Below are 24,028 nucleotides of genomic sequence, written 5' to 3'. Positions count from 1 at the left end.
CGCGTTTTGTTCACGCCACCTTCCGAAATCACCGGATCAGTTAGTTTCAGCTTCGGGAAGAACGCCCTTGTCCGTCTTGCCGAAGGGCAGCCTGAAGATGGAACGCTTGTCTGCGGACCTGGACTTCTCCACCGCCACGTTCGAGTCGGTCGCCTCGGGTGGCGCGACGGTCTTGTTCTTGTCCTTGACGAACGGGACCCGGAAGATACCGCCACTGCCGCCCTTGGGTTCGACGGCAGGCTTCAGTCCCTTGCTGGTCAACAGCCGATAGGCGTCGCCGTACCAGACATCACCGGGATAGTTGTAGCCGAGCACCGCGCCGTTGCGCTTGGCCTCCTCGACCAGGCCCAGGGTCAGATAGCTCTCCACCAGCCGGTAGAGGGCTTCAGGCGTATGTGTCGTGGTCTGGTAGCGATCCACCACGGTCTTGAATCGATTGGCGGCGGCCAGGGTGTCGCCTTGGCGCAGGTAGTAGCGGCCGATGGTCATTTCCTTGCCGGCCAGCTGGTCGTTGACCATGTCGATCTTCAGCCGCGCGTCAGCCGCGTACTCGCTACGCGGATACCGCTGAACGACGTCGCGCAGGCTGTCCAGCGCCTGGCCGGTGGCCGCCTGGTCGCGGTTCACATCCACGATCTGCTCAAAGTAGCAGATCGACTTGATGTAGTGGGCGTAGGCTGCGGTCGCATTGCCGGGATAGAGCTGGATGAAGCGATCCGCATCCGCCACCGCTTCGGCGTAGTCGTTGCCCTGATAGTGGGCGTAGGCCTGCATCAGAATCGAACGGCGCGACCATTCGGAATAGGGATGCTGACGCTCCACTTCCTGGAAATAGCCGACGGCCTGATTCCACTGACGCCGATCCAGCCGATCCGCACCGGTTGAATAGAGCAGCTCGACCGGCCGCTCCTCATAGGCCAGGCGTGTCTTGTTCTTGTTGTTCCCGGCGCAAGCGGACAGGGCGAGCGCACTCATGACGGCGATCACCGTCACCTTGCTTGTATTGCTTAGCAAAGACACCACCACCTCAAGGCCAACGTGCGCCCCCACACGAGGGTTTGCTATCTACACCACTGACTGTGGCGAGCAAACGGCGCAAAGGCCATCCGCGCCCTAAAGGGTGACTCTCATCCCCTCGACCTCCTGTTCGCGGGTGGTTTGCGGCCTGGGCAGGCCGATCTGATCGCTGACCATTTCGGTGAGTGAGGGCAAGGTTGCGCGGTCAACGCGGTGACTGTCGCCCCACAGATCCGCGCGCATCAACGCCTTGGGGCAGAGCAGATAGGCCTCGCGCACCTCCACCCGAAGCAGGGTCTTGGGGACCTTGCCGAATTCCTCGAAGGTCGCGGCGAGGGCGTCATCTACAACCAGGCTCGCCCGACCGTTGACGCGGTAGATGTCATCCACGCCGGGAATCATGAACATGAAGCCCACCTCGCCAGAGCCCTCGGCGATGTTCCGCAGCGTGTCGAGACGGTTGTTGCCCGGACGGTCCGGCATGGTCAGGCTCTTGCCATCCTGGGCGACGCGCACAAACCCCGGCCCGCCGCCGCGTGGAGACACATCCAGACTGCCGCTCGGACCCACCGAGGCCAAGGCAGCGAATGGTGAGAGTTCGATGAAGCGCCGTCCGTGCCGGTCGATATGATCCAGGCACTTGGCCGAGACGAAGCTGTGCGGCGGCTTGTAGCGCGTGTTCAGGTCTGCGGTTGCATCGTCGGCCATGGCCGGGCTCCTCTTGCGAGTGAGAACCCTACACTATCGCTGCTGCCAACCTCATGTCAGCAAGCCTCAGCCGACCTGGCGAAGGGCCTCGGCAAAGGTGGTGACGCGCCAGGCGTCCGGGCGTGCGAGCAAGGCGCGGACCAGGGCGTTGTTCAGACCGTGACCCGCCAGCACGCCTTCGAAACGGCCCAACAGCGGTGCGCCCAGCAGGAAGAGATCGCCGATGGCGTCGAGGGCCTTGTGGCGCACAAACTCGTCAGGTCGGCGCAGGCCTTCGGGATTCAGGACCTCGTCGCCATCGATCACGACGCAGTTGTTCATGTCGCCGCCACGCGCGAGACCCATGGCGCGCAAGGCTTCCACGTCACTGAGGAATCCGAAGGTCCGGCAATCGGCCAGCTCGTCGCGGAAGGCCTGCTCGTCCATCGCCAGATCCACCGACTGACGACCAATGGCGGCGCTGTCGAAAGCAATATCGAAGGCCACTTCGAAAGCGTCGGCGGGTCGGAGCGTTGCGCGCTTGTCGCCGTCAAGGACTTCGACTGTATCGAGAATTTCAATGTAGGTGCGCGCCACGTCCTGCGAGCGCAGGCCTGCCCGGTCGAGAACACGAACGAACGGCGCCGAAGACCCATCCATGATCGGCATCTCCGGGCCGTCGAGCTCGACCACGGCATTGTCGACGCCCAGCATCACAAGGGCCGCCATCAGGTGTTCGATCGTGGCGACGGTGACACCTGCTTCATTGCTGATGACGGTGCCGAGCTGAGTCTTGCATACCGCCCGGCCGCGCGCCGGAACCACGTTGTCGCGGTCGGTGATGTCTGTCCGAACGAACACGATGCCGGCGTCAACTCCCGCAGGTTTGACCGAAACGCGCGTGTAGGCGCCCGCGTGCACGCCAACCCCGGCGAACAGGGCGGGCGACTTCAGGGTGTGCTGGTAGACCTGTACGGACAAGGTAGACCTTCCTGCGATGATACGCGGTGCGACGACCGAACCTTTGCCCCTGCAACGCTGCTAGGCTGGTTGGTGCAACGCAGCAAAGCACATCGTGTTTCGCAATGTTTCGCTTAAGGCCGCATTAACCCGCAAAAGGGATTTTTCGTTGTTTTTCAAGTGGTTTCTGGACACAGCCAGAGGGCCATCTGCGCCCGGAAATCCCGTTCCGAACTCAGCCACTCACGCGATCAAAGCGCGGGAAATCGCAGGGTGCCGATGAGATTTCGACCCCGGTCGAGGATTCGTACATGCACTTCCCGTCCCAGCCGTGCCAGCACCTGGGCCAATTGCCGGGCCTGCGCCTCGGCGCGGCCACCCGACCGGAAGATCAGCGGCTCAATGCCGGCGCATGACACTGCCCACCCATGGGCCAGGGGCGACACCAGAATAATGCGTTGGTCCGACATTACAGTCCTCCCGGAGCAGGCTCAGGGAGGACTATGGGCTGTACCGGTTTCCCCGGCGTGGCGCTTTTGTGATGTTTTCTAGTTCGCCAGACGGCGGAGGAAGGACGGGATTTCAAGATCCTCGTTCTGATCCACCGACTCACCGGGCGCGATAGCTTCCATGGGCTGGGCTCCGCCGCGCGACGGCGCCGGTGTCGGGCGTGGCGCTGGCGCCTGGGCGGCCGGGGCCTGAGGCGCTTCATAGCGCGGGCGGCCCCCGAAGATGCTCAGGAACCCACCACGCGGACGGCGGGGCTCATAGACAGGTTCCGCGAACAGCGGCTCGTCCAGAACGCGCTGGGTCTCTACCGCTGGATCCACATTGCGGGTCACGGTCGTCTCTGCGGCTGCCTCCGCCGGCTGCGCATCGACCGTCAGCGGCACGCTGAAGATGTCCGGCTGTTCGGCCTCAAGCGTGGCGTCGGCGACCGGTTCGGGTTCCACCGAGGCTGCAATCGCCGGCTCAGGCGCGCGTGGCGTGACCGTGGCGCGCAGCGGCTCCGCCGTCAGCGAGCGACGCTCGATCTTGGGTTCGATAGCGGCGATCGAGGCGCCGTCCATGCCGGTGGCCACGACCGAGACCCGGATCATACCCTCAAGCGAAGGATCAAAGGCCGCGCCGAAGATGATGTTGGCTTCCGGATCGACCTGCTCGGAGATGGCGTTGGCCGCCTCGTCGACTTCCAGCAGGGTCATGTCGAGGCCGCCGGTGACGTTCACCAGCACGGCCTTGGCGCCCTTCAGCGAGACTTCGTCCAGCAGCGGATTCTGGATGGCGTTCTGGGCGGCCATCAGCGCGCGGTCCTCGCCGGTCGCCTCGCCGGTACCCATCATCGCCTTGCCCATCTCGGTCATCACCGTGCGGACGTCGGCGAAATCGAGGTTGATCAGACCGGGCAACACCATCAGATCGGTGATCGAGCGCACGCCCGAGTGAAGGACCTGGTCGGCCATGCCGAAGGCTTCTGCGAAGGTGGTCCGCTCATTGGCGACGCGGAACAGGTTCTGGTTCGGGATCACGATCAGGGTGTCGACGTAGCGCTGCAGCTCGCTGATCCCGGCATCGGCCAGGCGCATCCGGTGGCGGCCCTCGAAGTGGAACGGCTTCGTCACCACGCCGACGGTCAGGATGCCGCGCTCACGGGCGCACTTGGCGATGATCGGCGCGGCGCCGGTGCCGGTGCCGCCACCCATGCCGGCAGTGATGAAGACCATGTGCGCGCCGTCCAGGTGCTCACCGATCTCGGGAATGCTCTCTTCGGCCGCACTCATGCCGACTTCGGGATGGGCGCCGGCGCCCAGGCCTTGAGTCACCTGCACGCCCAGCTGGATACGGCGCTCGGTCTTGGCGAACTGCAGCTGTTGCGCGTCGGTGTTGCCGACCACGAACTCGACGCCCTCAAGGCCAGCATCGATCATGTTGTTGACGGCGTTGCCGCCGGCGCCGCCGATGCCGAACACCACGATCCGGGGCTTCAGTTCCGTGGCGCGCGGCGCTGACAGAGAAATAGTCATTTGACGTATCGGTCCTTCCCGGATTTGCGGATTAGCGCGCTCGGTCCCAGTCCCGACGCGCCCTAGTAACGATGCGTTAATTACGCGCCCACACCGTTAATCGAGGGTTAACCGCATAGCGTGAGTCGGAACCGCGTCGAGGTTGCCCACCGGTGTTTTTCAAACTTGCGCGTCCGGGAATCGGGTCGAGGCCTGCGCTCCTGCGTCACTTTACCGCGATGAACACCGGGTTGGCGTAGAACCACAGGTCCGACCAGGGGTCCTCACCCGCCGTGTCAGGGGTGGGCTCCAGCTCATTGCCGTTCGTGCCGCGCACCCGAAGATAGATCGGGCCGGTCACATTGCGGATCGTGTGGACCATGGCGATGCGCTCGCCGTCGCGGGTCCAGTCGCGCGGACCGAAGCGGCGCTCCACGCGGGTGGTGGTGTTGCGATCCGTCGTGCGATCAGCTGCAGGGCCGGTGATATCGCCCACGATGAGGTCGACGCGGGACACATCGGGGCTCTTGCCGCCGAAGTTGGCGCCGGCGGGATCGCGCAGGCGGATGACCACGGTCACGTCCGAACCGCGCACGACGTTGAGCTTTCCGCCGATCTCTCCCCGGGCCTGGCCATCCGTGGTCTGCGCCGTGACGTCCAGCTCGGAGACCAGGTCCCCAAGCACCGTGAACACCCGGCCGTGCCGCAGGCCGTCCAACACGTCGGCAGGCTGTTTGACCGCCTTCACATAGGTCTTGGAATACTCGCCCGGCCAGAAATCGCTGCCGCCCTCGGTGTAGTGACGGTGGGAGTCGGAGGTGGAGGTGATCCACCAGCCGCGGCCCTCCGCCAGCATGGAGTCCCAGAACCCGCCCAGCCGGGCCGTCAACTGATCGTATCCGCCCATGGTCGGGGCACGGCGATAGCTGCCGCGGAAGGCGTCGTCCGGGTCGGCCTGGGCCTTGGCGTTCAACGCGCCGGCCTGGTGGCCGGGCGCGCCCTCCATGCCGATGGCGACCTGAGGCGCGACGTCGCGCCAGTTACGTAGCTCGCCCGGTGAAACCAGGGTGTAGGCCCCCATGCCGGTCGCCGTCCGCGCCGGGTGGTTGGCGATCACCACCGGTGGGGCGGGAATCGCCGCCATGTACTTCAGCGCCTCGACCATTCGCGGCTCGGTGTTCCAGGCAGGATTGGCCGGCCAAGGCTCGCGATGATCATACTGGCTCTCGATGCCGAACAGCACGTCGCGCTCGGCCGGATTCTGGGGAACGATCACGCTGGAATGCTCGGCGCCCGGCGTGTTCAACTCCATGCCATAGAACTGGATGACGCCGGGAACCTCGCGGCGCGACTTGAGTAACTCCGGATAGGCCATATCGCGGTTGACCTTGGAATGCTGGGGTCCGCCGTGATCCGTAGCCACCATCCACGACAGGCCGAACTTCGCGCCCATCGCGGCGTTGGTGGGGATGGGATACTTGGCGTCGCCGGCCACCACCGGCGTCGGCGCCGACTTGCCGTCCGGGTTGGGCGTGAAGCTGACGCTGTAGCGGCTGTGGACGTGGTGATCACCCGCCAGCCAGCGGCGCTTGGACGGATCGACCTTCGCCGCCTTGGTTCCCTTGGGCGCCTCGATCCGGATCGGATGGCTTCCCTCGTGGGCCAGCGCCCCGGCCGGCAGGCCCATGGCCGCAACAACGAGAATTCCCGCGAACCTGTGCATGCGCCCGACCCTTGATTTCCAATGAAGACCGCCCGCTCCGGGGATACATCCGGAACGGGCGGCTTTCGTACACTATAAGCGGAATGTGACGCCCGCTTGACCCTGCGCCCCAACGGGACGCCCGTGATCTAGAAGGTGAAATTCACCCCGGCAATGAAGCGGCGGCCAAACTTCTCGAACTCGATCGGATTGGCCGACACGTCGCCATAGCGACGACCCCGGTCATTGGTCAGGTTGACCGCGTCGAAGGTCACCTCGAAGTTGTCGTTCACGCGATAGCGGACCGAGAAATCCAGTTCCTCGTCGCTGTCCCAATAGACGTCGCCGTTGGTGACCGGGACGGTCTTGCCGTTGAGCACCTGATAGTCGCCCACAAACTGACCCCAGGGGGTGCGGTACTGATAGGCCAACCGCGCCGAGAGACCGTAACGCTCGTAGTAGACCGAGACGTTGTAGGCCGTGTCCGAGGCGCCGATCACGGGGATCTTGCGCTCCGGCACACCGCCCACGCTGGGAACGTTGAACTCGGAGTCGTTCAGGGTGATGTTGGCCTGGACGCCGAAGCCTTTCACCCAGTCGGGCAGGTTGCTGTCTTCCAGGAACGGTTCGATCGACTGGGCGATAGCCGCCTCGACGCCGAGGATGTGGCCCTTGCCGCCGTTGCGCAGGGTGCTGAGCGTGTAGCCGGACCGGTCCACGCCGCCGAAATTCAGGGTATCGCGGCCGAAGACGCCGGATTGGCTGAACAGCGCGTCCTTGATGTCCTTGTAATAGACGCCAAGCGACAGATAGCCGCCCGAGGCCATGTACCACTCATAGTAGGCGTCAACGCCGTAGGCCCGCTCTGGCTTGGCGTCGGGATTGCCGCCCGAGATGGTCTGGGTGCTCTCATTGGCCACCAGATTGGGCCGCAGTTCGTCGAAGTCCGGCCGCGCCGCGCCGGTCGTGAAGCCGACGCGGACCTTCATCTCGTCGTTCAGGTTCCAGTTGATGTGGGCGCTGGGGAACACCAGCACCTGGTCATTGGACGCCGTCACCAGGGTGTTGGCCGTGCCTACGCCGCCGAAGGCCGTGCCGGTGTTCTTCACGCGCTCGATCCGGGCGCCCGCGACGATGTTGCCCCAGTCCTGGGTCCAGGTGCCCATCGCGTAACCCGCCAGGATTTCTTCCTGCACGCGGAAGAAGTTGGCGTTGGTGTTCTGGCGGACCAGGACCCCGGCCTTCAACAGGTCGTTGGCGCGCTTGTCGACGGCGTCCTTCGAGAAGTAGTTGAAGTCGTAGCCCATCACCAGTTCGCCCTGGAAGGGCTTGAGGTTGCGGATCTGGTCGTAGTTGAAGGTCTGCCCGGCAGCCGTGATCTGGGCGATCGTCGCCGAGTAGAGCGTCTCCTCGTGCTTCTTCGTGCGCGAACCGAACAGGCCGCCGAACTTCAGCTTGAAGGGCGATCCGAACATCTCGAACTCGCGCTCGACGTCGAACTTGGCGGTGTAGGCGAAGGTCGGATCACCGCCGTCCGTGGTGGAGATGGAGACCGCGGGGGCCAGGAAAGCGTCGATGGATTGAACCGCCGCGCCCTTGGATCGCACCGCAGAGGAGCCCGTTCCCGTCACCACCGTGCGGAACAGCTTTACGATGTTGTTGTTGGGATCAGTGAAGTCATAGTCGACGGTCGGCCGGTCGGCGATGGTCGAGGGGCTCGCGAAATTGGACCTGGCCGGGGCATCCTGGCCGTCTTCGGCCTGGGTGTAGTTGAGCTTCCACTTGACGTTCCAGTCGCTCCACAGATGCTCACCGCCGACGGTGTTGGTCCAGGTGTACTCCGCGGTTTCCAGCGAGTTGAAATTGGACGTGATTTGCGCGCCGTAGACCGTGCCCTTCTGCGGGGTATTGCCGTTGCAGATGTCGGCGAAGCCGCTTGTGGTCTGAGGCGCGGCAACGGCCGGACAGGCGGTAGCGGCGGTGGTGGTCGCGCCGTTGTCCATCCGGAAGATGTAGTTGTTACGCAGTTCTTCGTCGATGTACGATGTATAGATGGAGCTGAAATCGACCTTGTTGTTATCGTCGAACTCGTATTCCACCTTGAATACGCCGCCGATGTTCTGGCGCGTCAGGCGATAGGGCTTGTTCTCGAATTCCCGCGCCCAGCGGCGGCTTTCATTACCGGGTCGCGCGTCGCGACCGTTGCCGGCGGTCTGGTAGGGGTCGGTCTCCCAGTTATCGGTGACCATGTTGCGGTGATAGAAGGAGCCCAGCGCCAGAACGCCAAGACGGCCATCCAGGAACCGGTTGGACACGGTCAGCGACACGTCCGATTCCTCGCCGCCGCCCAGTTCCACATAGCCCAGCGCGGCCTTGCCGGCGACGAACAGGCCGGATCGGTCAAAGGCGCTGCGGGTTTTCACGTCGACGTTGCCAGCGATGGTCTCGCCGGGCATGTCCGGGGTCACCGCCTTGGTGACGATGATCTGGCTAGCCAGCGCCGAGGGGATGTTGTCCAGGCGCGAGTCCCGGCCTTCAGGGCTGACGATGGTCAGGCCGTCGAAAGAGATTGTCGTCCAGTTCTTTTTGGATCCGCGCAGGTTGACGTAGCGGGCCTGGCCCTGGTCACGCTCGACGGCGACGCCCGGAAGGCGGCCGATGGCGAAGGCGATGTTCTGGTCAGGCAGGCGGCCCACCGCGTCGGCGGCGATCACGCTGACCAGCGAGGGCGACTCTTTCTGGATCTGCAGCGCGGCGGCCTGGGATTCCGCTATGGGTCGGCCCGTAATGACCAGCTCGTCAACGGTGCCAGGCGCCTCGGCCCCAGCCTGCGCCATCGCCGATTGCGCTGAAAGTGCGGAGGCCATGGCTACGCCCGCCATCAAAGCCGTGCGCGAAGTGATCCTGAACATCTTTTGTACCCCCAAATTGGTTGGAGCCGGCTTAGCCATCTAGTTTGACAGTTCAGCGACATTTTCATCACGTCCTCAAGAACCGCCCAGAGGAGAAAATCATGTGATCCACGAGCCACAGATTGACATTGCGCTCCGGTCGGCTGATCCGATTTTCAAATCAGCTGAGAGATGTGGGAATCAGATCTTATGCATCAACTATACTCATCGCTAAGCTCTTCAGCCGCACTTCTTCTGGGACTGGTTCTGGTGTCCGGTTGCGCCGCGACAGGCCCTGAAGCGATGTCGGATTCAGCCGTCATGACCGTAGGCGTCGGGACCCCGGTGATCGCCGCCGCCGAGACGCCCTCGGTGGGCACGAAGGTGCTGGACGCAGCCGACGACCCGGCGATCTGGGTAGATCCGGCAGACCGCGCCCGCGGCGTCATCATCGGCACCGACAAGAAGGCCGGCCTCTATGTCTACGATCTGGCGGGCCGCCAGACGCAGTATGTACCCGGCGGTCTGCCCAACAATGTCGATATCCGCGAAGGCTTCCCGACCGCCGCCGGGCCCCGCGTGCTGGTTGCCGCGTCGGATCGCGGACGGCGCGGCGCAGGTGCGGCGCTGTTCCTGCTGGACACCGCAACGCTGAAGCTCTCGTTCTGGGGCGCGGTTCCTGTCGACCTGGTCGAACCCTACGGTCTTTGCCTCGCCCGGCGGGGCGACACCTTCCTGATGATCGTCAACGGCACCGACGGCCAGGTGCGTCAGCTACAGGTGAGCGCTGGCGCGAGCGGCAGGCCCCTCGCCAAGGAAGAGCGCCGCTTTGCCGTGCCGACCCAGCCGGAAGGCTGCGTGGTCGATGACGCCCGCGGCCGACTTTATCTGGGCGAGGAAGGACGCGGCGTCTGGCGTTTCGACATCGGATCCGTTCCGTCAGCCGGCGAACTGATCGCTCAGGCGCCTTCAGCCCAGCTGGCGCCCGACGTGGAAGGTCTGGCTCTGATCGATGACGGCGCAGCGACATACCTGATCGCCTCCAGCCAGGGCGACTCCGCCTTCGCGGTCTGGCAGGTGGATGGCGCGTCGCCGGCCTACAGGGGTCGCTTCAGCGTGGTGGCCAACGGCGGGATCGACGCCGTCACCGGCACCGACGGCGTCGCTGCCCTCGGCGGCCAGGTCGGCGCCTTCCCGCAAGGCCTCGTGGTCATGCAGGACGATGTCGACGACGGCGCAACCGGCGCACGCCAGAACTTCAAACTGGTCGACTGGCGTGAGGTGAAGAAGGCGCTGGGGCTGTAGGGGCCTGCACCCACTACCGCTCATCCCGGCGAACGCCGGGAGGTGGATTCTCGTTTGAAGTGCAACAGGTGCTCGGAGAAGACCTCAACTGGGGTGCGGAAGTCCAGGCATTGTCGCGGGGTGTTGTTGAAACCAGTGACTGTAAACTAAGCCGAACCCTACAGATTGTCCCTCAACCAGGCCGCCGCCTTCGCCACCGGATTGGCGCGGGGGTCGAGCGGTGCGCGGGGAAGCTTCGTGGATGACAGCTGCTTGGTCGACACCGCTTCGCGGGGGCCAAAGGCCGAGCGGTGGAGGATACCGGCGCAGGCGGTGAAGGCGGGGCCGGAGGCGGCGTCGGCCAGATGCGGCACCCGGCGTGGGCGACCAAGCCGGACCGGGCGGTCAAACACCCGCACAGCCACTTCCCGCACGCCGGCCAGTTGGCTGGCGCCGCCGGTCAGAACCAGGCCCGCGCCCGGCTCTATGGGCGCGCCGGCGGCTTTCAGGCGATCACGCAGCAACTCCAGCGTCTCTTCCACGCGCGGCGCGATGATGCCTTTCAACAGGCTGCGCGGCGCCACGACGGGTCCGGCGCCGGGATCATCGCCGCGCGGGGGCGCTTCGATCATCTCGCGATCCTCGTTGGCCGAAGCGATGGCCGAGCCATGCAGGGTCTTGATCCGTTCGGCGCCGACGATGGAGGTTGAGAGACCACGGGCGATATCCTGCGTCACATGCTGACCGCCCACCGGCACGGTCTCCACATGCACCAGACTGCCACCACGAAACACCGAGGCGGAGGTGGAGCCGCCGCCCATGTCTATGCAGACCGAGCCCAGATCCATCTCGTCTTCCTCCAGCGCCGCCAGCGCGGAGACGAAGGGAGCAGCGACCACGCCGTCCAGCTGCAGGTGGGCGCGTTCAACGCAGGCGCCCAGGGTGTTGAAGACCGTCTCGGCCACCGAAACCACCAGCAGTTCAACGCCCAGGGTCTTGCCGAACATAGCGCGGGGGTCACGCACCCCGCCCTGCCCGTCCACGGCCCAGGCCATCGGCAGGATGTGGATCGCCCGGCGACCGGGAAGCTTGATCTGGGCCAGGGCGTTGCTGATGGCGCGAACCAGGTCGTTGTCGGCGATGGGCCGGGCGCCGATGGAGACCCGCCCCGTCACCCGGGTGGAGGTCAGCGCGCCGCCGGCTGTGGCGATGGTAACGCCCTGAACATTGACGCCGGCCAGATTTTCGGCCCGCTCCACCGCCTGGGCGATGGCAGCCGAGGCCTCATCCAGATTGACAATCGAACCGCCGCGAATGCCGCGCGACTGCACATAGCCCACGCCACAGGTGCTGAGCGTGCGGTCGCCCTTGTGCACACCTTCGGGCTTCATGATGAAGCAGGTAACCTTGGTAGCCCCGAGATCCACGGCGGCGATCACCTTGGGTGGCGCCAGCGCCGCTTTCAGGCCGTCGCGATTATCCTTCAGCGGCCCGACCCGCCGGGCGTCCTTCTGGCCCTCGGTGGTCCGGGCGTCTTGCGGGCGGGGCGCGGCTTTCAACATGGGTCGGTCACTTGATCCTTACACGCCATCGACAGGCGGCGTGGTGGGCGCGAGGGTTTGGGAGGCGCGCGGCCGAACGGCCACCGTATCGGGGTTGCGAAGATCAATGCGCTCGAAGCCCAGCGCCAGCACTCTCGTGCGCTGTTCCAGCCGCTCGAGACGGCCCAGCGCACGCTCCTCGTCGATCGACGGCAGCTGGATCAGGGCGCCGTCCTTCAGGCGAAGGTCCCAGCGGCGGTCATCCACCCTTACCAGGGCCTCAAGCCGCGACATAAGTTGCGGGCGTTGCGCAAGCAGAGGAAGGATCTCGCCGGCATGGGTGTCACCGCCCTCGCCGACCACCAACGGCAGGCCTGAGAAGCGAGCGGGATCCGCCTCCGGGATCGTCTTGCCCTCGTCGTCAATCACGACGCTGCGGCCCTTGTGTTGCCAGACCGCCAGTTGGCGACGCTCCTGCACCGAGATCAGCAGGGTGTCGGGCAACACCCGCGAGACCTGGGCTTCCTTGACCCAACCTACCGCTTCGATCCGGCCCTTCACCGCCGCGAGGTCGAGCCCCATCAGCGGTTGGTCCTTGTGGATGCCGGCAGCCGACAGAATGTCCGGGGTCGCCAGCCGGGAGGCGCCTTTCACCTGAACCGCTGCCAGCCGAAACCCGGCATCGCCAATGCTGTGGTCAACGCCCGATGCCACGCCGTCCGCGATCAGTTGGCCGCGGCCCCCGGTCGCCAGGGTCACAACCAGGGTCACCGTCAGGACGCCGGCGGCAATCATCAGAATATGTTTGGGGGTCAGGCTGGCGCGACTCCCCTCCGCCTTCGCCGTTGGGCGCCGGGTCGGACTAGCGGGCGCCTTGGCCCGAGGTTTCGCCGTGACTCGCGATCCCCCCCGCACTACCGCGGGCATAAGCGTCCTCCGTGATCCAAAGCACCAGTCGGTCGAAATCCACCCCGCCCGCCGCCGCCTGCTCAGGTACGAGCGAGGTGGGCGTCATCCCCGGCTGGGTGTTGACCTCCAATAGGACCAAAACGTCGTTAACATCATCATAACGCAGGTCGGACCGGGTCACCCCGCGACAGCCCAGCGCGGCATGGGCCATCTCGGAAAGTCTCTTTGCGTTTTCAAATACCTGAGGTGGAATTCTTGCAGGCACAACGTGCTCCGAACCGCCTTCGGAATACTTGGCGTCGTAGTCATAAAATCCTGTCGCCGGGATTATTTCGGTTACGGTCATCGCCTTGCCGTCCATCACACCGACCGCCAGTTCCAGGCCGCGGATGTAGGGCTCCACGATCACCGCCTCGCCGAAGGTCCACGATGGCGCAATCACCTCCTGCGGCGGGCTGTTGGCGCCCTCGAACACCAGGAAGACCCCGACCGAGGATCCCTCCGCATTCGGCTTCACGACATAGGGCGGCGGCATCACATGGGCGGCCGCCACATCAAAGCGATTGAACAGTCCGCCACCGGGCACCACCACGCCGGCTGCCGCCAGCACCGCCTTGGACCTGGCCTTGTCCATGGCCAGGGCCGAGGCCAGGACGCCGCAATGGGTATAGGGCAGCCCAAGCGTTTCCAGGACGCCCTGCACGCAGCCGTCCTCGCCCCACGCACCATGCAGGGCGTTGAAGCAGACGTCAGGCTTCAGCCGGGCCAGCACCTGGGCCAGATCCCGCCCCGCGTCCACGCGACTGACCTTCGCGCCCAGTCGTTCCAGCGCGTCGGCGCATTCGCGGCCGGACACCAGGCTCACCTCGCGCTCGGAGGAAAGCCCGCCCAGAAGGACGGCGACATGGTGGCCGGAAAGGGGTGCGGTCATGGGCGACTCAATTGGCGGCGGAATATGCACTCCGCGGTGGCGAAAGCTGCAGGCCCGGTCAAGGGCGCGTGATTTTCGAACGCAGCCTGGCAATCCCCCAGAAAAGCGCCGCAAGGCCGCACCCGACCATGATCCCGGCTGTCAGGTCGACCAGCAGCGTCAGGCCAAAGGTCGCCAGGAGGACGATGGCCGCGCGCCACTGGGTCATGAGGCTGGCGAACTCGCGCCTCTCGACCATGTTCCACGCCACGACCACCAGGAGGCCGGCCAGGGCGGTCAACGGCACATAGCTGGCCAGTGGCGCGGCAATGATCATGAAGACGAGCAGAAACACCGCATGCAGCATCCCGGCGACCGGGGTCTGTGCGCCCGCCCGGATGTTGGTGGCAGTACGGGCGATAGTGCCGGTCACGCTGATGCCGCCAAACAGCGCCGAGGCCACATTGGCGATGCCCTGGGCCACCAGCTCCATGTTGGACCGGTGGACGCGCCCCGTCATGCCGTCCGCCACCTTGGCCGAAAGCAGGCTTTCCAGGCCGCCAAGCAAGGTGAATGACAGCGCGGTCGGAAGCAGGGCCACCAACCGCTCAAGACTTATCGCCGGCAGTTGCGGCGCAGGAAGGCCGTGGGGGATACCGCCGAACCGGCTGCCGATGGTTTCCACAGGAAGATGTAGCAGGCTCGCCACAAGGGTGGCCCCGATGACCGCAACCAGCATCCCTGGCCATCCCGGCCGAAAGCGTCGCAGGCCCAGGATGACCACGGCCGTGCCGGCGCCCAGCGCCAGGGCTACGGGACTGAAGGTCGGCAGCGCCTGCGCCAGCGCCGCCAGCTTTGGCAGGATCGGGCCGGGCTCTGTGTCTCGAAGTTTCAGGCCGGCCAGATCCTTCAGCTGGCTGGCCAGGATGGTCACCCCGATGCCGCTCGTGAACCCCACCGCCACGGCGTGCGGGATGTAGCGGATAAGCGCGCCCAACCGTAACGCGCCGATCAACGTCAGCATGACCCCGGACAGCAGGACCGCCAGGACAAGGCCGTCAATCCCGAACCGCGCCACAGTGGCGGCGACGAGCACGATGAAGGCCCCCGCAGGACCGCCGATCTGGTATCGGCTGCCCCCGAGCGCTGACACGAGGAAGCCGCCGATGATGGCGGTATAGATGCCGCGGTCGGGCGACACGCCGGAGGCGACGGCGATGGCCATTGAGAGTGGCAAGGCCAGAATGGCGACCGTGAGGCCGGCCATGGCGTCGCGACGTAGCGTATCCGGGCTGTATCCGGCGGCGAGCGTCGTCACGAGCTTGGGCAAATAGCGGTGGGCCGACGCGGTTCCATCCGACATCGCCAGACTGTGGGCCGCACGCGAGTTGACGGCATTGATCGGCGTCAATTCACGGCCTGAAAGTGGCTGACGACGGCACGCCGTCAGCGCGACCTCTCAGTGCGCCGTCATCCGGGCGGAAGGCGGCCCCGGCTTCGCGCCTTAGCTGCCGAAGGGTGTCGAGGCAGACGGGCCGTCCGTGGTGGTGGCCTGCGTGCCGCGGCGACGCCCCATCATCGCCTGGGCCGCCACCAGTTCAGCCCGGTCCAGAGACTGGTCGCCGTTCTTGTCGAGCATGGCGAAGGCGCCGCTGATCATCGCGCCCATCCGGCCCCGCAGTTCGGTCTTCTGCAGTTTGCCGTCGATGTTGTCGTCCATCATTCCCAGCAGCCGGGTCTGGGCGAAACGGGCCTCTGAATCGATCTGCTCCACCGCCGTCTCGTCCATCCAGCGGAAGCTGAGCGAGGTGAACAGCATTTCCTCGTGGCTCTGCTCGCCCCAGGTCACCTTGATGCTGGGATCCGGGTTCGACGGGTTGGCCTTGGAGTTGTCATAGATATAGTTGGCGATCAGCCGCGAGCCGGCCGGGATCTTCACCGGCTGGGCGAACGTGTAAGACCGCTGCCAGTTGAAATCATACCGCGGCATGCTGAGCAGCAGCGTCTTCTTGCCATCCGGCGTCTGCAGCCAGAGGTCATTTGAATAGGCGCGGTAGTGGGCGTGCGGGAACGCCGAGTACAGCAGCGCATCCTTGGGGAATTCTACGTAGGCCACTTCCTTGTGGCGCGCTGTATTGGGGGCAATCTCGAGAGTTGTATCGATCACCACCACGCCCCGCATGATGTACTTCGGAACCGTGTCCCGGAAGTACACACCGATTTGCGACTTATCGACAGTCTCCTTGCCATAAGGCGTATAGTGCATCTGGTAGCCCACGGCCCCCCCGGCCGGCAGATAGGTGCCGACCTCTTCGGAGAAGACATTGGACTCCGCGCCAACCGCATAGCCGCCCACCGACCCGCGCCAGCGCGTTTCAGACGAATTCTGACCGGCGGCGGGTACGTCCTTCATCCAGCCCGTCAGGATATGGTGCACCGCCTGGCGGTCACCCGGCTTGACGGTAGAGGCGCGGATCCAGCGGCCCTCCGTCAGACTGTTGGGCGTGAACGGGCGCTGGTAGTCCACTACCCCGGAGGCCGGGACCTTGTAAGCCGGGATGTCGAGCACCAGGTCCGGCTTGCCCAGCGGCCATTCAGCAGCCACGTGCTGCACCTTGCCCAACGGATCCTCGCCCTCGCCGCGCGGCGCACCGGCTTCAATCCAGTGAACCAGGGTTTTGATCTCATTGGCCGAGAGATTGCGGTCGTCCGAGAACTTGCCCACGTGCGGATCGGCATTGTAGGGCGGCATACGATCGGTGCGGATCACCTCGCGGATCATCGGCGAGAAGCCTTTCACCATCGCATAGTTGTTCATGGCAAACGGGCCGATGCCGCCTTCCTGGTGACAGGCGACGCACTTGGCCTCGAGGATCGGCGCCACATCCTTCACGTACGAGATTCTCGCAGCCATCCCGCGGTCCGGGAAGGCGATGACCGCGCCATTGCCGGCCATCTTCGCCGCTGGAACCGGCTTGCCGGCCATCAGCGCATCCACCGCCGCCGCCGCCCCTGAAACCGCGCCGCGATAGACCACGGTCCAGGTCTTGGGGTCGATCACATAGGCTTCGGCCGAGCGTGTCACGCCCAGGCTTCCGCCCACCAACTGGTTCACGTCCATCAGGATCGGAGCCTTGAAACCGACCTTCTGCGCCTCGGTCAGGATGGCCTCGCGGCTATCCTTGAGGTTGGAGTTGAGCATCAGGACCTCGACGCCCTTGGCGCCGTAGGCAGCAGCCATGGCGTTGACGCTCGGCGCCAGTTTCTGGATCGCCGCGTCTCCGTTGGCCTGGGTGATCAGCACCACCGCCGGAGCCAGCGTCATGCGGAACAGTTCATGGGCCTCGAGGTTGGCGTCAACCAGCATGAAGTTTTCGACACTGGCCTGGGCCGTCGCCACCACATTGACGGCATTGGCCGCGCTCATGGCCTGCGGTGCACTATCCGTGGAGCAACCGGCGATCAGGGCGGTGGAGGCCAGCAGGCCAATAACGCCAAAGCGAACTGCGCTCATGAAAGTTTCCTCAAGTCGGCCGACGGCACACCGCCATCGCAGAGTTTCGTTCCGAATGATGACTCAACTACATTTCGCTAATGTTTCGGTCGATCGAGGCCGCAAATCATCCAATCACCCCGACTGGTGACAGCTACAGGAGCTCGTCTGCGACAACCTTGAAGCCGATGAGCGTCGCCGGGCCGAAATTGGTGATCATCGCAACATCGGTGGCGTCACGGCCGATCCCCATCATCACCCGTCCGATCCGAGGCTTGTTGTGGCGCGCGTCCATGGTCCGCCAGGCGCCGCCGAGGTAAACCTCCATCCAGGCGCTGAAGTCCATCACGCCATCTACCGGTATGCCGATGTCGCCCATGTAACCCGTGCAATAGCGGGCCGGGATGTTCATGCACCTGCACAGGGTGATGGCCAGGTGGGCATAGTCACGGCACACGCCAAGTTGCTCCTCATGCGCCTGGGTGGCCGTCTTGGTGGGCCTGGCGTGGGCATAGCCGAACGTGATGCGCTCATGCGCGTAGGCCACGATGGCCTGCGCCCGCGCCCAGCCCGGCGGCACATCGGCGAAAAGCCGCCAGGCAATATCGCTCAACTCCTGAGTCTCGCAGTAGCGTGAGCCCAGCAGAAAGACGATGACCTCATCGGGAAGCTGGTCGACCGGTGTCTGCGAGGCCTCCGGAAACGTCGGATCAGGCAGGCCGGTATCACGCACGATGAAGTCGGACCTGAGGATAAAACGACCCTGTGGAGCCAGGATCCGGCTGCACAGGTTTCCGAACTGGTCGCGGTACTGGGTGAGATCGATCGAGGGATCGCTCAAGATAATGTCGGGCGTTTCGAGGTCTGAAATCCGCTCAGGCCGGACATTGAGCATCAATAGCATCGGCGTAGGCGCCGGGCATTCGTATGTGATCTCGTATCCGCACCGGATCCGCATTTGACTCCCCTGGGCTATTGCCCGTGCGCAACTCTCGAATGCGCAGCGGGTTGCATCGTGGGGACCATCGCAACGTCAACCTCTACATCCATGCCCAGAAAGTCGGATTTGAGGCCGGACCAGGATCCGTACAGCGGCAGCGCCGCACGGGGATCAATCACCTCGGCCACACGGACCAGATCCTGATTGCCGACAAGTCCATTGGTCGGATCGAAGTCCACCCAACCGCAGTCGGGCAGGTAGACGCGCGCCCAGGCGTGGGCGTGCCCGCCGCCGGTGCGCCCCGCCCTTGTGGCGCCCGAATAGACGTAGCCGGAGGTGAATCGGGCGGCCAAGCCAAGACTACGGGCCGCCTCGACCAGCAGGACGGCAAAATCGCGACAGGCGCCCGCTCGCCTCGCCAGGGTGTCAACAGGCGTCTGCGGCGGACCATCCATGCGCAGGGCATAGGCAAAGGTCTCGCGGATGGCATGGGTCATATCCGACAGCACCATGGACAGGCGCGTTCCGCCGGAAGGTCGAACAAATCCCCGCGCCCAGGCCTCGACCTCACCGTTGTCGGGGTGTCGACGGGCGACAGAGAGCGCCAGGTCAGTGGCCTCGTCCAGTTCGTAGGCGAACCGGGCCGCCCCGATCATCGAACGCTCACTTTCCAGATCAAACGCTGGACGCAGCCGGTGGTCGACAGTGACCTGGCTCTCGAAGCTCAGCCGGTCTGCACGCGCGTCAAAACGAACGACCGCCACGCCAGCGCCGCTGACCTCGTGAACGTGGCTCAGAAGTGAGGGCTCCGGCCCCACTGTCAGCTCAGCCGATAGAACGCGCTGATCGAAGCTCTCCAGAGGCCGGTACATCACGCGATGCTCGCCGAACGCAACCGGTGTGCGGTAACGATAGGTAGTCAGGTGACGAATGGAGACAACAGGCATTGCAGCGAAGCTCCGTCGATTCCGATACCAGGTCCAAGCAGCACCGCGATAATCCTCAAGGTGACGCTGCAATTATTACGAACTCAGGCGCCTCATCGCCATTTCTGCTGCTGGGAGATCATGCCGGCCGCGTCATTCCGCCGCGGCTGCGCCGATTGGGTCTTCGAGAACCCGCGCTCAGCCGACACATCGCCTGGGACATTGGCGTGGCCGGATTGGGAGAACGCCTGAGCGTCGCCCTGGACGCGACGTTCATCGCCCAGCGCTTCTCCCGCCTGGTGATCGACTGCAACCGTGACCCAGCACGCGCCGATTCAATCCCCGGGATGAGCGACGGGACGATTGTTCCCGCCAACCAAGCGCTGACGGCCGCCGAACGCGAGGCCAGGATCTCTCAGGTATTCGCGCCCTATCACGCCCGCATCACCGAGGAGCTGGACGCCCGCGCGGCGCAAGCGCAGTCAACGATTGTTGTCGCCCTGCACTCCTTCACCCCGACAATGCAGGGCTTTGCCCGTCCATGGCGCTTTGGTGTTCTGCATCTCGGAGCCAGCAACTACTCGAACGCCGTTCTGGCGCGGCTGCGCACCGAGCCAGACGAACTTCAGGTCGGCGACAATGAGCCCTACCGAATGGATGACGTTGATTTCACGGTCCCACATCACGCCATTGCACGCGGGCTCGACTATCTGGAGCTCGAGGTGCGCCAGGACCTGATCGCAGACGCAGCCGGTCAGCAGTCAGTCGCCGATCTTCTGGTTCGTTTGCTGCCGGCGGCTCTGAAGGACGGGATGATCTGAGCTGCTCCTGCCTGAGCGCTCGGCGAGGCGACCCTCAGCACAGAGTGCGCTCAGCTGTTGACTGACGCTAGGGCCGGGATGATGGCTACGCATAACGACGGCTACGCCACTCACGAGGAAACATCATGACCGAAGCCTACATCATCGATTCCTGCCGCACCCCGCGCGGTATCGGCAAGGTGGGCAAAGGCGCCCTGGCTGACCTGCACCCACAGCGTCTTGGCGCCGCCGTCCTGAAGGCTCTGGCCGAACGCAACAGCCTCGACACCGCCGATGTTGACGACATCATCTGGGGGACGTCCTCCCAGCGTGACAAGCAGGGCGGCGACATGGGCCGGATGGCTGCCCTTGACGCCGGCTACAACATCAAGGCCAGCGGCGTGACGCTCGACCGCTACTGCGGCTCCGGCATCACGGCGGTCAACCTGGCCGCCGCGCAGATCATGTCGGGCATGGAAGACCTGGTCATCGCCGGCGGTTGCGAGATGATGTCCTACACGGCCTCCAGCGCCCCCAAGCCCGATCCGGAAGCCGGTCCGATGCTGATGGATTCAGGCAACCTGCACCTGCGCGCCCAGCATCCGCAATCGCACCAGGGCATCTGCGCCGACGCCATCGCCACGCTCGAAGGGATCAGCCGCGAGGCGCTGGACGACCTGGCCCTGGTCAGCCAGCAACGCGCCGACTACGCCATCCGCAATGGCCACTTCGACCGCGCACTGATCCCGGTCTACCACGATGACGGCACGCTCGCGCTCGACCACGAGGAATTCCCGCGTCCCCAGACCACCAAGGAAGGTCTTGCTGCGCTAAAGGCCTCCTTCGAGGCCATGGCCAATGTGCCACTCGACGCCAGGGGCACCACCTTCGCCGGCCTGATCAACCAGGTGTATCCCGACCTGAAGATCAAGCACTTCCACCATGCCGGAAACTCCTCGGGCGTCGTGGACGGGTCCGGTGTGGTGCTGCTGGCGTCTGGCGACTACGCCAAGAAGAACGGCCTGAAGCCCCGCGCCCGCGTGGTCGCAATGGCCAATATGGGTGACAGCCCGACCCTGATGCTCAACGCCCCGGTGCCGGCAGCGCTGAAAGTGCTGAAGAAGGCTGGTCTCACCCCCGACGACATCGACCTGTGGGAAATCAACGAAGCCTTCGCGGTCGTGGCCGAGAAGTTCATCCGCGACCTCAAGCTCGATCGCGAGAAGGTCAACGTGAACGGCGGCGCCATGGCGCTGGGTCATCCGATCGGCGCCACCGGCTCCATGCTGATCGGCACCATCGTCGATGAACTTGAGAGGCGTGGCCTGAAGCGTGGTCTGGTCACCATGTGCGCCGCCGGCGGCATGGCGCCCGCCATCATCGTCGAGATGCTCTGATGACCCTCTCGCTCCAGCGCCGGTTCGTTACCCCGGGGCCGGGCGAGACCTTGGAAGAGATCGCCGCCCGCGCCCTGCCCGATCAGGATCAAGGCGCGGCGGTCGACGCCATCCGAAGCTGGAACCTGCACATTTTCGCCATGCGCAGGCCGCCCGGCCTGTTGCTGGGGTCCGACGTCGTCTTCGTCGAGCCGCCGCTCGGATGACGTCGGAAGCCGTGATCATCGGCGCCCAGATCGTCGCCGGTCACGATGGCTCGGCGGAACTGCTGGTCCGGTTGCGTCATCCCAACGGCGCCGAAGGCCCGGTGGTGCTCGACGAGGCGACCGGCCTTGAATTGATGAAGACCTGTGGGGCGACCCACGTGGATGAACTGACCGGCCAGTCCTGGCGCCGGATCGTGGAGGGTCTTTGATGTACGACGTCATTGTTCGCGGCGGTCTGGTGGTGGATGGCTCAGGCGGCCCGGGCTATCTCGGCGATGTCGCTATCCAGGACGGCAAGATCGCCGCTGTTGGCCGGATCGAGGGTGGGGCTCACCGGTTCGTCGAGGCGGAAGGTCGTGTCGTCGCCCCGGGCTTCATCGACCCTCACACTCACTTTGACGTCCAACTTCTGTGGGACGGCGCCGCCAAACCCGCCCTTGAGCACGGCATAACATGCGTGGTTCCAGGCAACTGTTCACTCTCCCTCGCCCCGCTTCGCGCCGCTGACCGCCAGCGGGTGATCGGCATGTTCCAGCAGATCGAGGAGATGCCGCCAGCGGCGTTTACCGAGGCGTTCGACTGGACCTGGGAAGATTTCGCTGGCTATCGCGCTGCGATCGAAAAGAGCCTGTCTATCAATGTCGCCCCATTGGTGGGCCATAGCGTAATTCGCCTGTGGGTCATGGGCGCCGATGCCCAGGAACGCGCCGCGACCGCCCACGAGATCGCGGCCATGCAGGTGATGCTCCGCGAATGCTTAGACGCCGGCGCGGTAGGGCTCTCGACCAGCTTTGTCGACGTGGACGAAAACGGCCGCCCGGTGCCCAGCCGCTTCGCCCAGTTCGAGGAGTTGGATGCGCTCTCCGCTGTCCTTGGCGAGTATGGCCGAATGCTACAGATCGTGCCGGAATTCTACGCCATCGACATCACCATCGCCCGCATCGACCAGTTGGCCGAACTCAGCCTGAAGCACAACATACCCACTACCTTCTCGCCGGTGTTCGACTCGACTGCGACACCCGAGAACGTGGCCCGCACTATGGCCCGGGTGGAGGAACAGTTCGCGCGCGGCGCCCGTGTCTGGCCGCAGATGCAGACCCGGCCCATCGACATAAGCTTCAGCCTCCTGCGTCCCAGCCTGTTCTTCGCCCGCCTGCCCCGCTGGGTGCGGATTCTGCGTCAGCCGCTGGAACAGCGAATGGCCGCGCTTCGCGATCCCGATACGGTCGAAAAAATGGTCGCCGACCTCGGTCCCGATGGCGGCGAGCGAATGATGGGCCGATTGGTGGTGCGGGGCGGCGATGGCGCACCCGGTGAGCTGACAGGTCGCACGCTTTCGGACATCGCGCGTGACCGCGGCGAGGCCCCCGCGCTTGCGCTCATCAACCTATCGCTCGAGCACGGACTGGATGTGGCCTTCCTCAACGCCAACGCAGGCCATGAGGTCACCGAACGCATCGGCCCGATGCTGGCGCATCCCCTGGTGCACATCGGGGCCAGCGACGGCGGGGCCCATCTGGCCTCATTCTCGACCTACGGCGACACCGGCTATCTGTTCAGCGAGTTCGTCCGCAAATCCGGCGCGCTCAGCCTTGAGCGGGCGGTCGCCAAGATAACAGCCGAAACCGCCGACATCTGGGGTCTGAAGGATCGCGGCCGTCTCGAAACCGGCAAGGCCGCCGACATTGTGATCTTCGATGCCGCCACCATCGGCCGCGGCGAGGAACGTCCCGCTTTCGACATGCCCGGTGACGGCATGCGCTATGTTCGCGCCGCCACAGGCATCGACACGGTCCTGGTCAATGGCCAGGTCGCCTATGCCGCCGGCGCCTATTCAGACGCCCGCGCCGGCGTAATCTGCGTATAGGGCGAACCGGAGTTCGCCTTCGGCCCTCAGGCTTCGACCATCTGGGCTGCGTCGGGATGTTGGCGGGCCAGGCGACCTGCAGCGGCTTTGAGCGTCAGGATGGCGTCTTCCACTTCCTGACGTTGTGCTTCCAGCTGCTCGATCCGCTGGCGGAACACGCGAAGCGCCTGGGCGCTCTGAACAGCCTCGCCCTTCTCTTCGTACAGGTCGAGTATGTCGCGGATCTCGGCGATCGAAAGTCCGACCCGCCGCCCACGGAGGATCAATTGCAGCCGGGCGCGGTCCTTGTAGGAGTACACTCGCGCCAGATCGCGCCGACCCGGCGTCAGCAGCCCCTGCTCCTCATAGAAGCGCAAGGCGCGCGGCGTGGCGCCGAACTCGCGGCAGAGCTGGGTGATCGAATAGGTCCGGTACGGCGGCCGGCGGAGGTTCGTCAGCATGGTCATCGGCGTTTCCCTTCACACGGCCCGACCATATGACAGACCGTGATGTCGT

General features: G+C 64.9%; 21 protein-coding genes. 6 read left to right on the top strand and 15 right to left on the bottom strand.

Annotation, left to right across the window (positions count from 1 at the left end; all coding sequences use genetic code 11):
* Window positions 1-36: 36 nt before the first annotated feature.
* The 7 genes from ACIQ3B_RS03400 to ACIQ3B_RS03370 all read right to left on the bottom strand — a co-directional run bounded on the left by ACIQ3B_RS03400 (window position 37) and on the right by ACIQ3B_RS03370 (window position 9,281).
* Entirely contained in the window at window positions 37-1,020 is a 984-nt protein-coding gene (locus ACIQ3B_RS03400) for an outer membrane protein assembly factor BamD (protein ID WP_397399914.1), read from the bottom strand.
* A 93-nt stretch (window positions 1,021-1,113) separates the two neighbouring features.
* Window positions 1,114-1,725: an MSMEG_1061 family FMN-dependent PPOX-type flavoprotein gene (locus ACIQ3B_RS03395; protein WP_397399913.1), complete on the bottom strand. Its 612-nt coding sequence runs from the start codon at window positions 1,723-1,725 to the stop codon at window positions 1,114-1,116.
* 66 nt (window positions 1,726-1,791) lie between these two features.
* Window positions 1,792-2,685, bottom strand: coding sequence for a UDP-3-O-acyl-N-acetylglucosamine deacetylase (gene lpxC, locus ACIQ3B_RS03390; protein ID WP_397399912.1), 894 nt, complete (start codon window positions 2,683-2,685; stop codon window positions 1,792-1,794).
* Between the two features lie 230 nt (window positions 2,686-2,915).
* Window positions 2,916-3,134, bottom strand: coding sequence for a hypothetical protein (locus ACIQ3B_RS03385; protein WP_397399911.1), 219 nt, complete (start codon window positions 3,132-3,134; stop codon window positions 2,916-2,918).
* Window positions 3,135-3,212: 78 nt separating this feature from the next.
* On the bottom strand, window positions 3,213-4,688 hold the full coding sequence (gene ftsZ, locus ACIQ3B_RS03380) for a cell division protein FtsZ (protein WP_397399910.1): 1,476 nt from the start codon (window positions 4,686-4,688) through the stop codon (window positions 3,213-3,215).
* Between the two features lie 205 nt (window positions 4,689-4,893).
* Window positions 4,894-6,390, bottom strand: coding sequence for a phosphoesterase (locus tag ACIQ3B_RS03375; RefSeq protein WP_397399909.1), 1,497 nt, complete (start codon window positions 6,388-6,390; stop codon window positions 4,894-4,896).
* 128 nt (window positions 6,391-6,518) lie between these two features.
* Window positions 6,519-9,281, bottom strand: coding sequence for a TonB-dependent receptor (locus ACIQ3B_RS03370; protein ID WP_397399908.1), 2,763 nt, complete (start codon window positions 9,279-9,281; stop codon window positions 6,519-6,521).
* Between the two features lie 282 nt (window positions 9,282-9,563).
* Between ACIQ3B_RS03370 and ACIQ3B_RS03365 the strand changes: the two genes are divergently transcribed.
* A complete protein-coding gene (locus tag ACIQ3B_RS03365; protein ID WP_397399907.1) occupies window positions 9,564-10,565 on the top strand; it encodes a phytase in 1,002 nt (333 codons plus the stop codon).
* 158 nt (window positions 10,566-10,723) lie between these two features.
* Here ACIQ3B_RS03365 and ftsA read toward each other — a convergent pair whose 3' ends face one another.
* The 7 genes from ftsA to ACIQ3B_RS03330 form a co-directional block, all read right to left on the bottom strand.
* Window positions 10,724-12,106 (bottom strand): cell division protein FtsA, encoded by a 1,383-nt coding sequence (gene ftsA, locus ACIQ3B_RS03360; RefSeq protein ID WP_397399906.1) that lies wholly within the window; start codon window positions 12,104-12,106, stop codon window positions 10,724-10,726.
* 18 nt (window positions 12,107-12,124) lie between these two features.
* Window positions 12,125-13,012, bottom strand: a complete 888-nt coding sequence (locus ACIQ3B_RS03355) for a cell division protein FtsQ/DivIB (RefSeq protein ID WP_397399905.1) — start codon at window positions 13,010-13,012, stop codon at window positions 12,125-12,127.
* Window positions 12,948-13,925 carry a D-alanine--D-alanine ligase gene (locus ACIQ3B_RS03350; RefSeq protein ID WP_397399904.1) on the bottom strand — a complete coding sequence of 326 codons (978 nt, stop codon included), beginning with the start codon at window positions 13,923-13,925 and terminating at the stop codon, window positions 12,948-12,950. Before ACIQ3B_RS03350 ends, ACIQ3B_RS03355 begins: the two co-directional genes overlap by 65 nt.
* Before the next feature lie 58 nt (window positions 13,926-13,983).
* Window positions 13,984-15,315 (bottom strand): SulP family inorganic anion transporter, encoded by a 1,332-nt coding sequence (locus ACIQ3B_RS03345; RefSeq protein ID WP_397399903.1) that lies wholly within the window; start codon window positions 15,313-15,315, stop codon window positions 13,984-13,986.
* 93 nt (window positions 15,316-15,408) lie between these two features.
* Entirely contained in the window at window positions 15,409-17,418 is a 2,010-nt protein-coding gene (locus ACIQ3B_RS03340) for a hypothetical protein (RefSeq protein ID WP_397399902.1), read from the bottom strand.
* A gap of 133 nt (window positions 17,419-17,551) precedes the next feature.
* Window positions 17,552-18,355: a transglutaminase family protein gene (locus ACIQ3B_RS03335; protein ID WP_397399901.1), complete on the bottom strand. Its 804-nt coding sequence runs from the start codon at window positions 18,353-18,355 to the stop codon at window positions 17,552-17,554.
* Between the two features lie 14 nt (window positions 18,356-18,369).
* Window positions 18,370-19,284, bottom strand: a complete 915-nt coding sequence (locus ACIQ3B_RS03330) for a transglutaminase domain-containing protein (RefSeq protein ID WP_397399900.1) — start codon at window positions 19,282-19,284, stop codon at window positions 18,370-18,372.
* Here ACIQ3B_RS03330 and ACIQ3B_RS03325 point away from each other — a divergent pair.
* The 5 genes from ACIQ3B_RS03325 (at window position 19,284) to ACIQ3B_RS03305 (ending at window position 23,533) form a co-directional block, all read left to right on the top strand.
* A complete protein-coding gene (locus tag ACIQ3B_RS03325; RefSeq protein ID WP_397399899.1) occupies window positions 19,284-20,084 on the top strand; it encodes an N-formylglutamate amidohydrolase in 801 nt (266 codons plus the stop codon). The two genes, ACIQ3B_RS03330 and ACIQ3B_RS03325, sit on opposite strands and share 1 nt — an antisense overlap.
* Before the next feature lie 125 nt (window positions 20,085-20,209).
* Window positions 20,210-21,460, top strand: coding sequence for an acetyl-CoA C-acetyltransferase (locus ACIQ3B_RS03320; protein ID WP_397399898.1), 1,251 nt, complete (start codon window positions 20,210-20,212; stop codon window positions 21,458-21,460).
* Window positions 21,460-21,666 carry a hypothetical protein gene (locus ACIQ3B_RS03315; RefSeq protein WP_397399897.1) on the top strand — a complete coding sequence of 69 codons (207 nt, stop codon included), beginning with the start codon at window positions 21,460-21,462 and terminating at the stop codon, window positions 21,664-21,666. The genes ACIQ3B_RS03320 and ACIQ3B_RS03315 overlap by 1 nt, the downstream gene beginning before the upstream one ends.
* Entirely contained in the window at window positions 21,663-21,875 is a 213-nt protein-coding gene (locus tag ACIQ3B_RS03310) for a hypothetical protein (protein WP_397399896.1), read from the top strand. Before ACIQ3B_RS03315 ends, ACIQ3B_RS03310 begins: the two co-directional genes overlap by 4 nt.
* The gene (locus ACIQ3B_RS03305) at window positions 21,875-23,533 is read left to right on the top strand and encodes an amidohydrolase family protein (RefSeq protein WP_397399895.1); all 1,659 of its coding nucleotides are present in this window, start codon (window positions 21,875-21,877) and stop codon (window positions 23,531-23,533) included. Before ACIQ3B_RS03310 ends, ACIQ3B_RS03305 begins: the two co-directional genes overlap by 1 nt.
* 26 nt (window positions 23,534-23,559) lie before the next feature.
* Here ACIQ3B_RS03305 and ACIQ3B_RS03300 read toward each other — a convergent pair whose 3' ends face one another.
* The gene (locus tag ACIQ3B_RS03300; protein WP_397399894.1) at window positions 23,560-23,979 is read right to left on the bottom strand and encodes a MerR family DNA-binding transcriptional regulator; all 420 of its coding nucleotides are present in this window, start codon (window positions 23,977-23,979) and stop codon (window positions 23,560-23,562) included.
* Window positions 23,980-24,028: the final 49 nt, after the last annotated feature.

The sequence above is a fragment of the Phenylobacterium sp. genome (genome assembly GCF_044358365.1).
Lineage (GTDB): Bacteria > Pseudomonadota > Alphaproteobacteria > Caulobacterales > Caulobacteraceae > Phenylobacterium.
This window is presented reverse-complemented; position numbering and strand designations above follow the sequence as displayed.

Bases quoted from the DNA above. Each gene is read 5' to 3' on its own strand.
- ACIQ3B_RS03375 (WP_397399909.1), bottom strand. From the start codon at position 6,390: ATGCACAGGTTCGCGGGAATTCTCGTTGTTGCGGCCATGGGCCTGCCG.
- ACIQ3B_RS03350 (WP_397399904.1), bottom strand. From the start codon at position 13,925: ATGACCGCACCCCTTTCCGGCCACCATGTCGCCGTCCTTCTGGGCGGG.
- ACIQ3B_RS03300 (WP_397399894.1), bottom strand. From the start codon at position 23,979: ATGACCATGCTGACGAACCTCCGCCGGCCGCCGTACCGGACCTATTCG.
- ACIQ3B_RS03395 (WP_397399913.1), bottom strand. From the start codon at position 1,725: ATGGCCGACGATGCAACCGCAGACCTGAACACGCGCTACAAGCCGCCG.
- ACIQ3B_RS03365 (WP_397399907.1), top strand. From the start codon at position 9,564: ATGTCGGATTCAGCCGTCATGACCGTAGGCGTCGGGACCCCGGTGATC.
- ACIQ3B_RS03370 (WP_397399908.1), bottom strand. From the start codon at position 9,281: ATGTTCAGGATCACTTCGCGCACGGCTTTGATGGCGGGCGTAGCCATG.
- ACIQ3B_RS03385 (WP_397399911.1), bottom strand. From the start codon at position 3,134: ATGTCGGACCAACGCATTATTCTGGTGTCGCCCCTGGCCCATGGGTGG.
- ACIQ3B_RS03305 (WP_397399895.1), top strand. From the start codon at position 21,875: ATGTACGACGTCATTGTTCGCGGCGGTCTGGTGGTGGATGGCTCAGGC.
- ACIQ3B_RS03315 (WP_397399897.1), top strand. From the start codon at position 21,460: ATGACCCTCTCGCTCCAGCGCCGGTTCGTTACCCCGGGGCCGGGCGAG.
- ftsZ (WP_397399910.1), bottom strand. From the start codon at position 4,688: ATGACTATTTCTCTGTCAGCGCCGCGCGCCACGGAACTGAAGCCCCGG.
- ftsA (WP_397399906.1), bottom strand. From the start codon at position 12,106: ATGTTGAAAGCCGCGCCCCGCCCGCAAGACGCCCGGACCACCGAGGGC.
- ACIQ3B_RS03320 (WP_397399898.1), top strand. From the start codon at position 20,210: ATGACCGAAGCCTACATCATCGATTCCTGCCGCACCCCGCGCGGTATC.
- ACIQ3B_RS03340 (WP_397399902.1), bottom strand. From the start codon at position 17,418: ATGAGCGCAGTTCGCTTTGGCGTTATTGGCCTGCTGGCCTCCACCGCC.
- ACIQ3B_RS03335 (WP_397399901.1), bottom strand. From the start codon at position 18,355: ATGCGGATCCGGTGCGGATACGAGATCACATACGAATGCCCGGCGCCT.
- ACIQ3B_RS03330 (WP_397399900.1), bottom strand. From the start codon at position 19,284: ATGCCTGTTGTCTCCATTCGTCACCTGACTACCTATCGTTACCGCACA.
- ACIQ3B_RS03310 (WP_397399896.1), top strand. From the start codon at position 21,663: ATGACGTCGGAAGCCGTGATCATCGGCGCCCAGATCGTCGCCGGTCAC.
- ACIQ3B_RS03355 (WP_397399905.1), bottom strand. From the start codon at position 13,012: ATGCCCGCGGTAGTGCGGGGGGGATCGCGAGTCACGGCGAAACCTCGG.